This is a genomic window from Cupriavidus sp. UYPR2.512, assembly GCF_000379565.1.
In the GTDB taxonomy this organism is placed as follows: Bacteria; Pseudomonadota; Gammaproteobacteria; order Burkholderiales; family Burkholderiaceae; genus Cupriavidus.
In genome coordinates this window covers 21662-36551 of record NZ_KB903154.1, presented here as the reverse complement: position 1 = coordinate 36551, position 14890 = coordinate 21662, and the positions used below count along the sequence as shown (strand labels likewise).

Below are 14890 nucleotides of genomic sequence, written 5' to 3'. Positions count from 1 at the left end.
TTCACCCTGAATTTCCCTCGATTGCAATCATGATGATTCCTCAACTCCTGACCGGGAAGGTCGCTTTCATAACCGGCGCGGGCCAGGGCAACGGCCGGGCCATCGCCATCGGCCTCGCAGAAGCCGGCGCGACGGTCATCGTGACCGACATGAACCAAGCCAATGCCGACGAGACGGCGGCGATGATCGATGCCCGTGGACATGCGGCACGCGCCTGCACGCTGGACGTGACCGATGCCGCGCAATGCCGCGCCGTCGCCGAAGAGATCACCGCCTGCGTCGGCCCCGTCGACGTGCTGGTGAACAACGCCGGCATCCTCATTCGCGAGGGCATCGACAGCGAGAATGCGCTGGCCAACCTGCAGCGGGTGATGAAGGTCAACCACGAAGGAACCTTCAACGTCTGCCACGCGTGGCTGCCGGCCCTGCGGCAGACCCGGGGCGCTATTGTCAACGTCGCGTCCATCGCGTCGCTTTCGGGCCAGCCGAACACGCTCGGCTACTCGCCCTCGAAGGGCGCGGTGAAGATGCTGACCCAGTCGCTGGCAGCCGACCTCGCACGCGACGGTGTGCGCGTCAATGCCATTGCACCGGGCGTCATCGAAACGCCCATGACCATTTCCACGCGCACGGACCCGGCGAAGCTCGACCGCTTCATGTCCCGCGTCCCGATGAACCGGGTTGGGCAACCCGAAGAGCTGGTGGGCGCAGTGCTGTTTCTCGCCTCGTCGATGTCCACCTATGTGACCGGCGTGACCCTGCCCGTGGACGGCGGGTACCTCGCCGCCTGACCCTCACAAACGAGGCAAGCGCGCACAGCGCGCTTGCCCGCCCATCCAGGAGACAACGATGAAACAGGCATCCCGCACGATCGACGTGCAGTCCTTCATCGACGCTGAACGCTTTTCCCCTTGCCAGTGGCTGGTCCTCGCCCTCTGCTTCCTCGTCGTGGCGGCCGACGGCTATGACACGGCGGCAATCGGCTTTATCGCACCGTCGCTGGCGCGCGAGTGGGGCATCGGCCGCGGCGAACTCGGTGTCGTCATGAGCGCAGCACTGGCTGGCCTGAGCCTGGGCGCGATCTTCGCGGGACCCGTGGCGGATCGCATTGGCCGCAAGACGGTACTGGTGGCAGCTGTCACGTGCTTCGGAGGATGGACACTCGTTGCCGCCCATGCACAGACCGTCGGCACATTGACCGTCCTGCGCTTCCTGACCGGACTCGGGCTCGGTGCGGCCATGCCGACGACCATCACGATGATGTCGGAATACGCGCCGTCGCGTCTGCGTTCCCTTGCGGTGAATGCCATGTACTGCGGCTTCTCCGGCGGGCTGGTGGCGGGCGGCGCGGCATCGGCCTGGCTGATTCCTCATTTCGGCTGGCGAAGCGTGTTGACGGCTGGCGGCATCGCGCCGCTGATACTCGCCGTGCTGCTCCTTGCGCTGCTTCCGGAGTCGGCCCAGTTCCTGGCGGTACGCGCCGGGGCGCCCGAGCGGATCGCGCGCATCCTGAAGCGCATTGCACCTCGGCAATCGCTCGAACACTGCGTGTTCGTCGCGCCGATGGCTTCGGCAGGCAAGGCGGGAAAGGCTTCTGCTCTTGCACTCATTCTGTCGGCCGGATACCGGCGGCGCACGTTCCTGCTCTGGCTGTCGTGCTTCATGGGGCTGGTGATCTATTACCTGATGACGAACTGGATGCCGACGCTGTTCCGTGAGGCAGGGTTCAGCGGGGAGCGTGGCGCGTTGCTGGCCTCCCTGTTTCCCCTTGGCGGCTTGCTCGGCAACCTTGTTGCGGGCTGGCTCATGGACCGCTTCAATGCCAACCGTACCATCGTCGTAGCGTACCTGCTGGCCGCTGTGCTCGTCATCGTGGTGGGACGCGGTGTCGATCATCCGGAGTTCCTCGGCATCTCGCTTTTCCTTTGTGGCACCCTGGTCACGAGCGCGGCGACCTCGATGTCCACCTATGCCGCAGGCCTCTATCCGACCGAGGCGCGTACGACGGGCGTGGCGTGGATGCAGGGCATCGGGCGGATCGGTGGCATGGCCGGCGCCTTCATCGGCGCAGGCCTTCTCGGTCTTGGCTGGGGCTTCGGCCATGTATTCGGCCTGCTCGCCGTGCCGGCGCTGCTCGCGGCAGGGTCAGTCTTCATCATCGCAAAGCCCCGGCACGCCTATCCGATGGCAAGGGTGGCAGAGTGAGGCGGTTCGGAACGCTCGCCATTGCGGCGGTCATGAGCATGGCGTCCATGCGCGCCTGTGACGCCTTGCTTCCGGCACTGTCGTCGGACTTCAATGTACCCATTGGCATGGCGGCGTGGTCCATCTCCGCGTTCGCGCTGGCCTATGGCCTGATGCAGCTCGTATATGGACCGCTCGGCGACCGCTTCGGCAAACTCCACATCGTCACCCTTGCGCTGGCAGGCTGCGCCGTTGCGAATGTCATGGCCGCCGTGGCCCCGACCATGCCCGCCCTCGCGCTGGCCCGGGGACTCTCGGGCGCAGCCGCGGCGGGTGTCATCCCCATGAGCATGGCGATGATCGGCGATACGGTTCCGGTCAGGGACCGCCAGCAGGTGCTTGCCCGCTTCTTCCTCGCGACCATCGGCGGGATGATCGGTGGCCAGTGGATGTCCGGGCTGATCGCCGACTGGCTGCACTGGCGCAGCGTCTTCTGGGTGCTAGCGGCGGGCTCCGGCGTCGCGGCGCTCGCCGTGCGGATGCGGGAATCGGGCATGGTCTCCGACCTGATTGCCAGGCGTTCAATCGGGGAGCAGTTCCGCAGCGTGCTGGGTCAGCCACGCGCCAGACTGGTGTTCGCAGTGACGGCGATCGAAGGCCTGTTCACCCTGACGGGATTTGCCTTTGTGCCGACCTATCTGCACGGCCGCTTCGGGCTCGGCCTCGGTACGGCCGGCGCGGTGATGGCGATGTATGGCGTCGGTGGCCTGGCATATGTGGCGCTGTCCGGCGTGCTGATCAGGCGTCTGGGTTCTGATGCGCTGGCCGCCCTCGGAGGCGCGCTCCTGGGCTCCGCCTTCGCCATCGTGGCGGTCGGACCACGGTGGGAATGGAGCGTGCCCGGATGCTTTCTCGGCGGACTCGGCTTCTACATGCTTCACAACACCTTGCAGACCCAGGCGACCGAGGTGTTCCCGCCATCGCGCGGTACGGCGGTCGGGCTGTTTGCCGCGAGCCTGTTTCTTGGGCAGGCGCTCGGCATGAGCGGCGCTGCGGCCGTCGCCGGCACCCTCGGCGAGCGATGGCTGTTTGCCGCCGCCGCCGTGACTCTTCCCCTTCTCGGCATGGCATTCGGAGGACGGCTCCGCGCAGACGGTCCCCGTCACCGTCACGGATCGCTGCCATAGATGCCTGCCACCTGCCAGCCATCGAACCAGTTTGCCCTGAAGCGCTCACGACGCTGATCGCCGCTGGCTTCCACTTGCCGATTCACCAGACGACGGGCCGTTCGGCGCGTCGAGGAAAGCCCCTTTTTTTACAAAACCCGAACGAACACGCTTCAAGACCAACTGGAGGATCCAAGATGCAAGACTTGACGGCAAGAAGCGGTATCACCTGCTGCGTGGCGCTCTCGGCGGCGTCATACCCGGGTCCGTCGCGGGCGCAGCACCAACCAGGGCTCCAACCTGTACTGGCTGGGCGCCAACTGGCAACTCACGCCTGCTATCACGCTGGCTGGTGCCGCCTATTTCCAGGATTTCAGAACTACGGGCAGTGATCCCTGGCTGTTCGCATTCAATGCCGACTATGCCTTCTCGAAGCGGACACACGCGTATACCTCTCTCGGCTATACAAAGAACAAGGGCGTCGCGAATCTCGGCTTCTTCGACTCCGGCAAGTCGTTCGGAAATGCCAATCCCGGCCAGAATCACCTAGGAGCCGTCGTAGGGGTGCGGCACATCTTTTGAAGTCCGCAGGTAGTTCCTTCCTTCTGCCTCTGCCTGCCTCGCTCCCACGTCTGGGGAGCAGGCACGCGCCAGCGCTCGTACTCTGGCAGAGGGCCTTTGCAGGCCTGAAAGTGAAGGGGCTGGCCTGCTGACTGACACCTTGTCTTGCCACATTGGCGACGTCACCAAGTGGGTTCGCCGACGATCGCACGCAGCCGGCGGTCGAGTCTCTGCGAACTTCCGCAACGGCCGAGCACTTGCCGGCCGGCAGGAAGGCTCGGACGACCGCTGTAGCCTGGAAGGCGCCGCAGCAAACTCTTAGCATCTGCAGATTCGTCATGCCCTTCGCACGCGCGAGGGGCTGCGACAAGGGTTCGTTATCGGACCTTATTGCCCGGGCCTGTCAACGCGCCCGGCGGGATGCAGGGGATGGCATGCCCCCGCGCTGGACCTGATGGTCGAGTATGACTACGACAATGTCAGCCCACCCGCTGCGACTGTGCCCAGGCCAGGTCCGCCACGCGCGCGAAGCGTTCGCCCATCGCATGTGCCTCGGCACTGGACGCGGTGCCACGTGCAGCACGGCCCTTGACGCCGTGCAGGATCGCCGCGAAGCGGAACATGTTGAAGGCGATGTAGAAGTCCAGGTTGCCGATGCCGTCGCGCCCGGTGCGGCGGCAATAGGCCTCGACGTACGCCGCCTCGTCCGGCAAGCCCGCAGTCGCCAGGTCACGCCCCGCGATGCCGCCCAGGATATCGGGCGGCATGCGGAACATCATGCCGTGGTAGGCAAAGTCGGCCAGCGGATCGCCCAGCGTTGACAGCTCCCAGTCCAGCACAGTCAGCACGCGCGGCTCGGTGGGATGGAAGATCAGATTGTCGGCCCGGAAGTCGCCGTGGATGATGGCCACGTCGTCGGTGGCGGGCAGATGCTTCGGCAGCCACTCGACCAACCGGTCCATCGCCGGATGCCGGCCCGCCAGCTCGTCGTTCAGGTACTGACCGGACCAGCGCGCCACTTGTCGCGCGACATAGCCGCCCGCCTTGCCGTAGTCACCGAGCCCGACTGCCTGCGGGTTGATCGTATGCAGGCTGGCCAGTGTCGCGTTCATCGCATCCATGTACGCAGCGCGGTCGTCGCGCGGCACGTCCGCAAAGCCGGCATCCCAGAAGATCCGCCCTTCGACCATGTCCATGACGAAGAACCAGCTGCCGATCACCGAATCGTCGGTACAGAGCCCGTGGATGCGGGGCACCGGAAAACCCGCCTGCCCCAGCGCCGCCATCACGCGGGCTTCCCGTTCCACCGCATGGGCGCCCTTGAGCAGTTCGCCGGGCGGCTTGCGCCGTAGCACATAGCTGTGCCCCGGCGTGCGCAGGCGGTAGGTGGGGTTGGATTGCCCACCCTTGAACTGGTCGATCGTCAGCGGCCCGGCATAGCCCTCGACGTGCTGCGCCATCCAGCGCTCCAGGGCCGCCTGGTCGAATCGGTGCTGATCGCGTACCGGCACCGTGCCGGCGAAATCATGGGCCTCAGCCATGGCTCGCCTCGCCGCTCAGGGCCTTGCGCTTGATCATCTTCGCCAGCGACCACTTGTGGACCTCGGTCGGGCCGTCATAGATGCGGAAGGCGCGCACTTCGCGGAACACCTGCTCGACGATCGTATCGCGCGATACGCCCGATCCGCCCATGACCTGCACGCAGCGGTCCGCGACGCGGTATACGGCCTCGGAGACCGCCACCTTGGCCATGGAGCTTTCGTTGGTGCCGAGCACGCCACCATCGAGCACGCCGGCGCACCAGTCGATCATCAGCGCGGCCTGTTGCAGGTCGATCAGGTTCTCGGCCAGCATGAAGCCCACGCCTTCGTGGTCGATCAGCAGCTTGCCGAAGGCCTTGCGCCGGGTCGCGTAAGCCGTGGCGATCTCGTGCGCGCGCGTCGCGCAGCCGTGCCAGCGCATGCAATGCGACAGGCGGGCCGGGGACAGTCGCACCTGCGCATAGCGGAAGCCTTCGTTGACTTCGCCAAGCACCTGGCTGGCTGGTACGCGCAGATTGTCGATGACGATCAGCGCATGGCCGCCCGGCATCGAATTGTCGATGGTGTCGAGCACGCGTTCGATGCGGATGGCAGGGTCCGGCAAGTCCACCAGGAACATCGTCGACTGGACCTTGTCGTCGCCGCCCGTGCGCGCCATCACGATGCCGACCGAAGCGCCTTCCGCGCCGGTGATGAACATCTTGCGGCCGTTGATGACCCAGTGGTCGCCCTGCTGCACCGCAATGGTCTGCAGCATCGACGGATCGGACCCCGCGCCGCCCTCCTCGGCCGGCTCGGTCATGAAGAAGGCCGAGCGCGCCTCGCCGCTCACGAGCTTGTCGAGGAAGCGCTGCTTCTGTTCCAGCGTGGCGACCTTGCCGAGCAGATACATATTCCCTTCGTCCGGCGCCATCGTATTGACGGCAACGGGGCCTAGCGGCGACAGCGCGGAGCGCTTGAGCACCGCCGCCGTCTCGAGCTGCGTCAGGTGGCTGCCGTCGGGCAGGATGTGGGGCGTCATGACGCCGGCTTCGCGGGCCTTGGCACGCAGTTCGCCGACCAGGTCCTCAGTCGGGCCGTGACCGGCGTTGCGAGAATCGCGCTCATAAGGCGCGACAACGGCGCGCACGAAGGCCTCGACGCGGTCGGCGATGGCCTTGCTGCGCTCGGTGGGACAGGGAGTGAACATGGAGGCTTGCCTCAAAGCGAATTGATGGAATGGCCGCCGTCGACGGGCAGCACCGTGCCGGTCATGAACTCGGAGGCGTCGGAGGCCAGCAGCAGCAGCGCGCCGTCGAGCTGGCGCGGCTTGCCGAGCCGGCGCTGCGGGATGCGCTGGACCAGCGCCTGTCCGCTTTCGGTCTCGAAGAAGCTGCGGTTGATCTCGGTCTCGAAGTAGCCCGGCGCGAGCGCATTGACACGGATGCCGTGGCGCGCCCATTCCAGCGCAAGCGAGCGCGTGAGGTGGATCAGGCCGGCCTTGGCGGCCGTGTACGCCGGCACCTGCTGGGCCACGCGCAGCCCGAGGATCGACGCGATGTTGATGATGCTGCCGCCCGTGCCGGCGTCACGCATCATGCGCGCGGCACGCTGCGCCACGCGCCAGGCGCCGTTCAGGTTGGTGTCGATGACGCTTTGCCACTGGGCCTCATCCACCTCCATGGCCGGTCCCGTGGTGGCGATGCCGGCGCTGTTGACGACGATCTGCACCGGTCCAAGCTCGCGCTGCACGGCTTCGAACGCGGCGTCGACCGAGGCAGGATCCCTCACGTCCAGCGCCACCACGCAACCCTGGCCGCCCTGCCTGCGCAGTTCGGCCAGCAGCGCCTCGCCTTCGGCCACGCGCCGCCCGGCCAATGCCACCTTGCAGCCCGCGCGCGACAGGGTCTGCGCGAAATGCAGGCCGAGCCCGCCAAAGGCGCCGGTCACCAGCGCCACCTTGTCCTCGAGGTCGGCAAACGGCTCAAGACCGCGACCATCGTGCTGCTTCATTGCATGTCTCCTGTGTGCTGTGTTTTCTGCGTGGAGGCTCTGCTTACGCGGCCTTGACCATGTCCTCGACCACCTTCTTGGCGTCGCCGAACACCATCATGGTCTTGTCCATGTAGAACAACTCGTTGTCGAGACCGGCGTAGCCGGCCGCCATCGAGCGCTTGTTGACGATGATGGTCTTGGCCTTGTAGGCCTCCAGGATCGGCATGCCGGCGATCGGCGACTTCGGGTCGGTCTTGGCCGACGGGTTCACCACGTCGTTGGCGCCCAGCACCAGCACCACGTCGGCCTGCCCAAACTCGCTGTTGATGTCTTCCATCTCGAAGACCTGGTCGTATGGCACCTCGGCCTCGGCCAGCAGCACATTCATATGGCCCGGCATGCGGCCCGCCACCGGATGGATCGCGTACTTCACGGTCACGCCCTTTTCGGTCAGCTTCTCGGTCAGCTCCTTCAGCGCATGCTGGGCACGGGCCACCGCCAGGCCATAGCCCGGCACGATGATGACCGTCTCGGCATTGCCCATCAGGAAGGAGGCGTCATCGGCCGAACCCGACTTCACGTTGCGCTGGACCTGCGTGCCGCTTGCGCCAGCGGTGGCGGCTTCGCTGCCGAAGCCGCCCAGGATCACGTTGAAGAACGAACGGTTCATCGCCTTGCACATGATGTACGAGAGGATCGCACCGCTGGAACCCACCAGCGAGCCGGCAATGATCAGCATCGGGTTGTTCAGCGAGAAGCCGATGCCCGCCGCGGCCCAGCCCGAGTACGAGTTCAGCATCGACACCACCACCGGCATATCGGCACCGCCGATCGGGATGATGATCAGCACGCCCAGCACAAAGGCAATGGCGAGCATCACCAGGAACGGCAGCCAGTCCTGCATCATGAAGAACGCGACGCCGAAGCCGATCATCGCAATGGCCAGCGCCAGGTTCAGCATGTGCTGGCCCGCGAACACCACCGGTGCGCCCTGGAACAGGCGGAACTTGTAGCGCCCGGCCAGCTTCCCGAAGGCGATCACCGAACCGGAGAAGGTGATGGCGCCGACGAAGCAGCCGATGAACAGCTCGACGCGATTGCCCAGCGGAATCTCATGAGAACCGGCCGGTGCAATGCCGAACGCCGCCGGCTCCGCCACGGCGGCCACCGCGATGCACACCGCGGCCAGGCCGATCAGCGAGTGCATCGCCGCGACCAGCTCGGGCATCTTGGTCATCTCGACCTTCTTCGCCACGTAGGCACCAATGCCGCCGCCCACCACCAGCCCGGCGAGAACCAGCGCCAGGCCGAAGCCGATCTCCGTGCCGGCGCCGCCGGACGCGAGGAACTCGTTCTTGAGCTTGGCAATCAGCGCCACCGTGGTGAGCGCCGCCACTGCCATGCCGATCATGCCGAAGGCATTGCCCTTGCGGGCCGAAGCGGGATGCGAGAGGCCCTTCAAGGCCTGGATGAAGCAGGCCGACGCACCCAGGTAAAACAGCGTCACCGTATTCATGGACAGGGCATTCATCGCGGCATCTCCACGAGTTCGCCACCGGCATGCGCCGGCGCCTTCGCCTCGGCCCGCGCCTTGGGCGCCTTCTTGCGGAACATCTCGAGCATGCGCTGCGTGACCAGGAAGCCGCCGAACACATTGACCGCAGCCAGGGCCACGGCCAGCGTACCCATCGCGCGGCCGACGCCGCCTTCGGTCAGGCCGGCCGCCAGCATGGCGCCGACGATGATGATGGCCGAGATCGCATTGGTCACGGCCATCAGTGGCGTATGCAAGGCGGGCGTGACGGTCCAGACTACGTGGTAGCCCACGTAGATGGCCAGGACGAAGATGATCAGGTTGATCACCGTGTGGTTCACCATTTCCATCGATCTCTCCTTAACAGGCCAGGGCCTCTTCTTCGCGCCGCGTCATCAGGCAGGCGGCGACGATGTCGTCTTCGAGGTTCAGCATGAACTGGCCTTCCTTGTCGATGACCAGCTTAAGGAAGTCCAGCACGTTGCGCGCGTATAGGGCCGAAGCATCGGCCGCGACCATGCCGGCGAGATTCGTATGGCCCACGAAGGTCACGCCGTGGCGCTCGACCACCTCATCGGCCACCGTCAGCGGGCAGTTCCCGCCCTGCGCAGCGGCCAGGTCGACCACCACCGAACCGGGCTTCATCTGCTGCACGGTCGCCTCGTGCAGCAGCACCGGCGCCTTGCGGCCCGGGATCAGCGCGGTGGTGATGACGATGTCGGCCTGGATAGCGCGCTGATGCACCAGCTCGGCCTGGCGCTTCATCCAGTCTGGCGGCATCGGACGGGCATAGCCGCCCACGCCCTGCGCAATCTCGCGCTCTTCATCGGTGACGAACGGTACGTCGAGGAACTTGCCGCCCAGCGATTCGATCTGCTCCTTCACGGCGGGGCGCACGTCCGAGGCCTCGATCACCGCGCCGAGGCGCTTGGCCGTGGCGATGGCCTGCAGGCCCGCCACGCCGGCGCCGAGGATCAGCACGCGTGCTGCCTTGACGGTGCCGGCGGCCGTCATCAGCATCGGCATGAAGCGCTGGTAGTGATGAGCAGCGACCAGCACGGCCTTGTAGCCGGCGATGTTGGCCTGCGAGGACAGCACGTCCATGCTCTGTGCACGTGTGGTGCGCGGCGCAGCTTCAAGCGCAAACGCGGTGATGCCGGCGGCGATCATACGCGCGTTGTTCTCGGTATCGAACGGGTTGAGCATGCCCACTAGCACCGCGCCCGGCTTCATGTGCGCCAGCTCGGTGATCTCGGGCGCGCGCACCTTCAGCACCAGTGGCGCGCCGAGCGCATCGGCGGCGCTGCCAATCCGTGCGCCGGCGGCCTCATAGGCCGCATCCGGCTGGCTGGCCCGTACGCCGGCACCCGCCTGCACCACGACCTGATGGCCTTGTGCGACGTACTTCTTGACCGTCTCTGGCGTGGCGGCGACGCGCGCCTCCCCCGCCCGGATCTCAGTCGGGATTCCTATCTGCATGCTTCACTCTCCTGTGAACCGCGCCGTGCCGTGCGGGTCGCGATGCGCGGGGCAGCGCCACCGGCCAACAGCGGCCGAGGCGGTACCGGTAAGGTGGTGCCGCTCAGCGGGGCACTTCGCCTTCGAGCGTCACGCGGTTGAGCACGCGCTCGGCATTGCCGTAGTCATGGACGGCGTAGTGCATGGTGCAGCGGTTGTCCCACATCAGCACATCGCCCTCCTGCCACATGTGGCGGTAGACGTTGTCCGGGGTGACCGAGTGCTCGTACAGGAAGTCGAGCAGCGGACGGCTTTCCGCCTCGGTCATGCCTTCAATGCACTGCGCCGTGTCCGGGTGGCCAACATAGAGCGCCTTGCGTCCGGTCTCGGGGTGCGTGCGCACGATCGGGTGCACGGCCGAAGGCACTTTGTCCGAGCCCGTCATCTTTGCCAGGCGGGCGCCCGTGAAGCGCGCGCGCAGCCCTTCGATCATGCGTTGCATCGCGGGCGACAGCCGCTCGTACGAGGCGTACTGATTGCACCACATCGTGTCGCCGCCAACCGGGATCGTTACCGCCGACAGGATGGAGATCTTCGGCGGCACCTCGGTATAGATCGAGTCGGAATGCCAGGCTTCGGTTGAAGCGGTCTCCTTCGGGATCTTGGTGACCTGGGCCAGCTCCGGAAACTCGGTCAGGCCCTTGAGCAGCGGATTGCCCTGCACGGGCTTGCCCCAGCGCCGGGCGAACGCTACCTGCGCGGCGGGCTGCAGGTGCTGGCCGCGGAACACCAGCACGCCGTGCTTCAGGAAGGCGTCATGCAGGATCGCGAACGCCGCGTCATCGAACGGCTGGTTCAGGTCTACGCCGGTCACGGCCGCGCCGACGGATCCGGTCAGCGGCTTGATCTGAATCGTCATCATGTCTCCTCGTTTTTTTGGATGGTTCAGTCGACCAGCAGCACGATCTTGCCGACGTGCTGGTCTTGCTTCATGTACTCATGTGCCGCGTGGATATCGGTCATGGCAAAGGTGCGGTCGATCGGCAACCGTACGCGGCCGGCGCGCAGGAAGGGCAGCATGTCGCGCGCGCAGGACTGGATGCACTCCAGCCGCTCCTGCTCGGTACGGGTGCGGAAGGTCACGCCGATCAGCTGCAGGCGCTTGAGCCACAGCGTCGACAGGTCGATCTGGGCCGTGGCAGAACCGAGGCGCGCGATGTTCACCAGGCGCCCCTTGACGGCGAGGCTCTTCATATTGGCTTCGAAGACCGGGCCCCCGACCGTGTCGATGATGATGTCGACGCCCTTATTGCCGGTCGCCGCCATGACCGCGTCGACCTGGTCGTCCTTCGATGAATCGATGCCGACGTCCACGCCGAACTGGCTGATCTTGTCCAGCTTGGCCGCCGAACGCGAAGACGCCATGACAGGCTTTGCGCCCATCAGCGAAGCGATCTGGATCGCGGCCATCGCCACCCCGCCCGAGGCGCCGTTGACCAGCACCGACTCGCCAGCCTTGAGCTGCCCATTGACCACCAGCGCGTCGTGCGCGGTGATGAATACATTGGGGAACGCCGCCGCGTCGATCCACGACATGCCGTCCGGCACCGCGATCAGCGCCATCGGATCGGCGACCACAAATTCGGCCTGGCAGCCGCGGCCGTGGCCCATGACGCGGTCGCCCTTGCGCCAGCCGTTCACGCCTTCGCCGATGTCGGCGACCTCTCCGGCGAACTCGACGCCGGTGGTGATGGTGTTGCCGGTACGCAGCTCCTTCGCCTGGTTGATTTCCCCGCGGTTCAGGCCTGACGCACGCACCCTGACCAGCACCTGGCCCGGTCCCGCGACGGGAACGGGAATATCCTGCACCTCAACCTTGCCGCCCTCGGGGCCTGGTACTACACGGACTGCCTTCACTGTTGGCTCCTTGTCTGACTCTGTCGTTGTCTCTTGATCGGTCTGCGTTGATCGGTCTGTGACTCACGCGCTGCCGGTTCACATGGCGCCAAGCGCCGCCGCCCGGATCTGCGAAAGCAGCGCCAGCGCGCGTTCGGCCGCGGCCTCGCCGCCAGCGTGACAGCCCCGCACGAACGGCGCGCGGCTGTCCTCGATCGCCGCGAGCGCTGCAAGCGGCTTTTCCGCCGCCACCGCGAGCCGCCGGAATTCATTGACGGTCAGCAGGTAGCTGTGAAATACGTCCTGCTGCGGCGGCGTGGCATCAAGCTTGTGCAGCAGCGCGTTCAGCCAGTGCGTGCCGGCCAGCATCGCGGCCTCGATGGTCATCTCGTAGTCGGCCTCCCCGCATTTCTGCAGGGACGACTCGATGCGGCGCGCAAGCGCCACGTGTCCTTCAATGTCCATGTGCGCCTCCTTCCATGCGCTCTGACAGCAGGCCCAGGCAACGCTGCAGCGCCGCGTCGCAGTGCTGCACAATGACCTGCGTCGGCACCAGGCCTTCGCGCAGGCACGGATCGCGGTAGTGCTCGATCCGCTCCATGTCTTCCATCATCGCAGCAATGTCCGCGGGCACCGGCGCTTCCACTTTGGGACGGCCGACATGCAGCACGTCGCCGAGCGGCCGGAATGCCGACTTCAGGTTGCCGTCGGGCTGCGGCACCAGATAAACCCCGGGCTGCGTCGGGAACATGTCGTCGTCGAGCGTGATCCCTGCCTGGTGCAGTGCTGCATTGACCGCATGGGTTCCCGCCGTCATGCCGGCCCAGAACCACAGTTCGAAATCCTGTAGCGGATCGAGGCGTTCGCGCAGTGCCTGCAGCTTCGCAATCTTCCCCAGGTGTGATGCCACCTTCATGCCTGCCTCCTCCTGTTGATCCGGTGCCGCTAACAGCGGCGCCGTTGTCATGACGATAGACACGCGCAGTGCCCATGTCAACCACTTCTATATAGGACTTATACGTAAGAGTAGTGGTTTTCTCGGGGGGAAGCTTGTTTTTTCTTGACTAGGCGCGGCGCCATTCTCTACATTGCATCTCAACACCTATACAGGAATTGATCAATGCCTCGAGCCATCGTTCTGAACCCAGCCGACAATGTGGCCACCCTGCTGGATGCCGGCCATGCCGGTGACGCCTGCGCCCTGGAAGGCGAGCGGACGGGAAAGCTGGTCCTGCTGCAGGAGGTTCCGTTTGGCCACAAGGTGTGTGTCGCCGACACCTCGCCGGGCCAGGAAATCCGCAAGTACGGCCAGATCATCGGCCGCGCCAGCCAAGCGATCCGTGCCGGCGAACACATGCACGTTCACAACATCGAGTCGGCGCGTGCGCGCGGCGACCTGCACAAGGGCTAAGACAGATGCCAACCACCTTTCTCGGATACCCGCGCGAAAACGGCGCGGTCGGCGTGCGCAACTGGGTCGCCGTGGTCTCGGTCATGGACAACTGCAACCCGGTCACGCGCACCATTGCGCGCACCGTGGGCGGCTGCATCCCGGTCACCACGCTGTTCGTGCGCGGGCAGTTCGGCGCCGACCTCGATTTCGCGTTCGAATCGCTGGCCGGCCTGGGCCGCAATCCCAATATCGCCGCAGTACTGCTGGTAGGGCTGGAGCCGTCGTCCACGGAAGAGGTGGCGCGCCGCATCCAGGCCACCGGCAAGCCGGTCGAGCGGGTCCACTTGCAGCCCAACGGCACCGTCGACTGCATCGCCGAAGGCACGCGCAAGGCGGCTCGGCTGTCGCTGGCCGCGTCGCGTGCGCGCCGCGTGCCCTGCCCCGTGTCGTCGCTGGTGATCGGTGTGGAATGCGGCGGATCGGATACCACCTCGGGCCTGAGCTGCAATCCGGTCATCGGTCGCATGGCGGACATGGTCATCGCCGAAGGTGGCACCGTCATCATCTCGGAGACCTCGGAGTTCATCGGCGCCGATCATCTGTTCGCCGAACGCGCCGCCGACGGTCGGGTGCGCGAGGCCTTTGTCACCGCAGTGCGCAACATGGAAAACCTGGCGATCTCGCGCGGCGTCGACATGCGCGAAGACCAGCCTTCCCCCGACAACAAGCGTGGCGGTCTCACTACAGTCGAGGAAAAGGCGCTGGGCGCCATGGCCAAGGCTGGCAGCACGCCGCTGGTTGGCGTGTTGCGCTACGGCGAGGCACCGTGCAAGCCGGGCCTGCATTTCATGGACGCACCGGCCGCGGCAGTGGAAAATCTGACAGCGCTTGCTGCTGGCGGATGCCAACTCACCTTCTTCGGCACGGGGGTAGGCAACCCGATCGGCAGCATGGTGGCACCGACCGTCAAGGTGTGCGGCAACGTCAATACTCTGCAGACTATGGCCGACAACATTGATTTCGACGTCAGCGGCGTCCTGCAGCACGGAGAAAAGATCTCCGACCTCGGCGAGCAGTTGTATGCCTATGCGATGGATATCGCATCGGGCACGCAGCTGACCAGCGAGGTGCTCGATGTCCGGGAGACCGCCATCAGTCGATTCGCACAGAGCCTCTGAGCAAC

16 protein-coding genes are annotated in these 14890 nt (G+C 65.8%); 6 read left to right on the top strand and 10 right to left on the bottom strand.

The features are described from left to right. The first annotated feature begins 32 nt into the window (after window positions 1-32). From A3A5_RS0126440 to A3A5_RS42205, 4 genes are all read left to right on the top strand, one after another. Entirely contained in the window at window positions 33-791 is a 759-nt protein-coding gene (locus tag A3A5_RS0126440; RefSeq protein ID WP_018313486.1) for a glucose 1-dehydrogenase, read from the top strand. 58 nt (window positions 792-849) lie between these two features. After that, a complete protein-coding gene (locus A3A5_RS0126435) occupies window positions 850-2205 on the top strand; it encodes an MFS transporter (protein ID WP_018313485.1) in 1356 nt (451 codons plus the stop codon). Then, window positions 2202-3371 carry an MFS transporter gene (locus A3A5_RS0126430; RefSeq protein WP_018313484.1) on the top strand — a complete coding sequence of 390 codons (1170 nt, stop codon included), beginning with the start codon at window positions 2202-2204 and terminating at the stop codon, window positions 3369-3371. Before A3A5_RS0126435 ends, A3A5_RS0126430 begins: the two co-directional genes overlap by 4 nt. 279 nt (window positions 3372-3650) lie before the next feature. Next, complete coding sequence (locus A3A5_RS42205; RefSeq protein WP_081623993.1) at window positions 3651-3932, top strand: porin; 282 nt, start codon at window positions 3651-3653, stop codon at window positions 3930-3932. Between the two features lie 458 nt (window positions 3933-4390). Here A3A5_RS42205 and A3A5_RS0126425 read toward each other — a convergent pair whose 3' ends face one another. The 10 genes from A3A5_RS0126425 to A3A5_RS0126380 form a co-directional block, all read right to left on the bottom strand. Further along, complete coding sequence (locus A3A5_RS0126425) at window positions 4391-5452, bottom strand: phosphotransferase (protein WP_018313483.1); 1062 nt, start codon at window positions 5450-5452, stop codon at window positions 4391-4393. Next, window positions 5445-6641: an acyl-CoA dehydrogenase family protein gene (locus A3A5_RS0126420; protein WP_018313482.1), complete on the bottom strand. Its 1197-nt coding sequence runs from the start codon at window positions 6639-6641 to the stop codon at window positions 5445-5447. The genes A3A5_RS0126425 and A3A5_RS0126420 overlap by 8 nt, the downstream gene beginning before the upstream one ends. 11 nt (window positions 6642-6652) lie before the next feature. Continuing rightward, a complete protein-coding gene (locus A3A5_RS0126415) occupies window positions 6653-7444 on the bottom strand; it encodes an SDR family NAD(P)-dependent oxidoreductase (protein ID WP_018313481.1) in 792 nt (263 codons plus the stop codon). A 43-nt stretch (window positions 7445-7487) separates the two neighbouring features. Beyond that, window positions 7488-8957 (bottom strand): NAD(P)(+) transhydrogenase (Re/Si-specific) subunit beta, encoded by a 1470-nt coding sequence (locus tag A3A5_RS0126410; protein WP_018313480.1) that lies wholly within the window; start codon window positions 8955-8957, stop codon window positions 7488-7490. Beyond that, complete coding sequence (locus tag A3A5_RS0126405; protein WP_018313479.1) at window positions 8954-9310, bottom strand: NAD(P) transhydrogenase subunit alpha; 357 nt, start codon at window positions 9308-9310, stop codon at window positions 8954-8956. The genes A3A5_RS0126410 and A3A5_RS0126405 overlap by 4 nt, the downstream gene beginning before the upstream one ends. Window positions 9311-9320: 10 nt before the next feature. Beyond that, window positions 9321-10439, bottom strand: a complete 1119-nt coding sequence (locus tag A3A5_RS0126400) for a Re/Si-specific NAD(P)(+) transhydrogenase subunit alpha (protein WP_018313478.1) — start codon at window positions 10437-10439, stop codon at window positions 9321-9323. Between the two features lie 103 nt (window positions 10440-10542). Further along, the gene (locus A3A5_RS0126395; RefSeq protein WP_018313477.1) at window positions 10543-11337 is read right to left on the bottom strand and encodes a TauD/TfdA family dioxygenase; all 795 of its coding nucleotides are present in this window, start codon (window positions 11335-11337) and stop codon (window positions 10543-10545) included. Between the two features lie 26 nt (window positions 11338-11363). Beyond that, window positions 11364-12335, bottom strand: coding sequence for a zinc-binding dehydrogenase (locus A3A5_RS0126390; RefSeq protein ID WP_026201153.1), 972 nt, complete (start codon window positions 12333-12335; stop codon window positions 11364-11366). Between the two features lie 78 nt (window positions 12336-12413). Next, on the bottom strand, window positions 12414-12779 hold the full coding sequence (locus A3A5_RS0126385) for a hypothetical protein (RefSeq protein ID WP_018313475.1): 366 nt from the start codon (window positions 12777-12779) through the stop codon (window positions 12414-12416). Beyond that, window positions 12769-13230 carry a hypothetical protein gene (locus A3A5_RS0126380; protein ID WP_018313474.1) on the bottom strand — a complete coding sequence of 154 codons (462 nt, stop codon included), beginning with the start codon at window positions 13228-13230 and terminating at the stop codon, window positions 12769-12771. Before A3A5_RS0126380 ends, A3A5_RS0126385 begins: the two co-directional genes overlap by 11 nt. Before the next feature lie 204 nt (window positions 13231-13434). On the opposite strand from A3A5_RS0126380, the gene A3A5_RS0126375 reads away from it, so the two are divergent. Then, complete coding sequence (locus tag A3A5_RS0126375; protein ID WP_018313473.1) at window positions 13435-13725, top strand: UxaA family hydrolase; 291 nt, start codon at window positions 13435-13437, stop codon at window positions 13723-13725. A gap of 5 nt (window positions 13726-13730) precedes the next feature. Further along, window positions 13731-14885, top strand: a complete 1155-nt coding sequence (locus A3A5_RS0126370) for a UxaA family hydrolase (RefSeq protein ID WP_018313472.1) — start codon at window positions 13731-13733, stop codon at window positions 14883-14885. Window positions 14886-14890 lie beyond the last annotated feature (5 nt).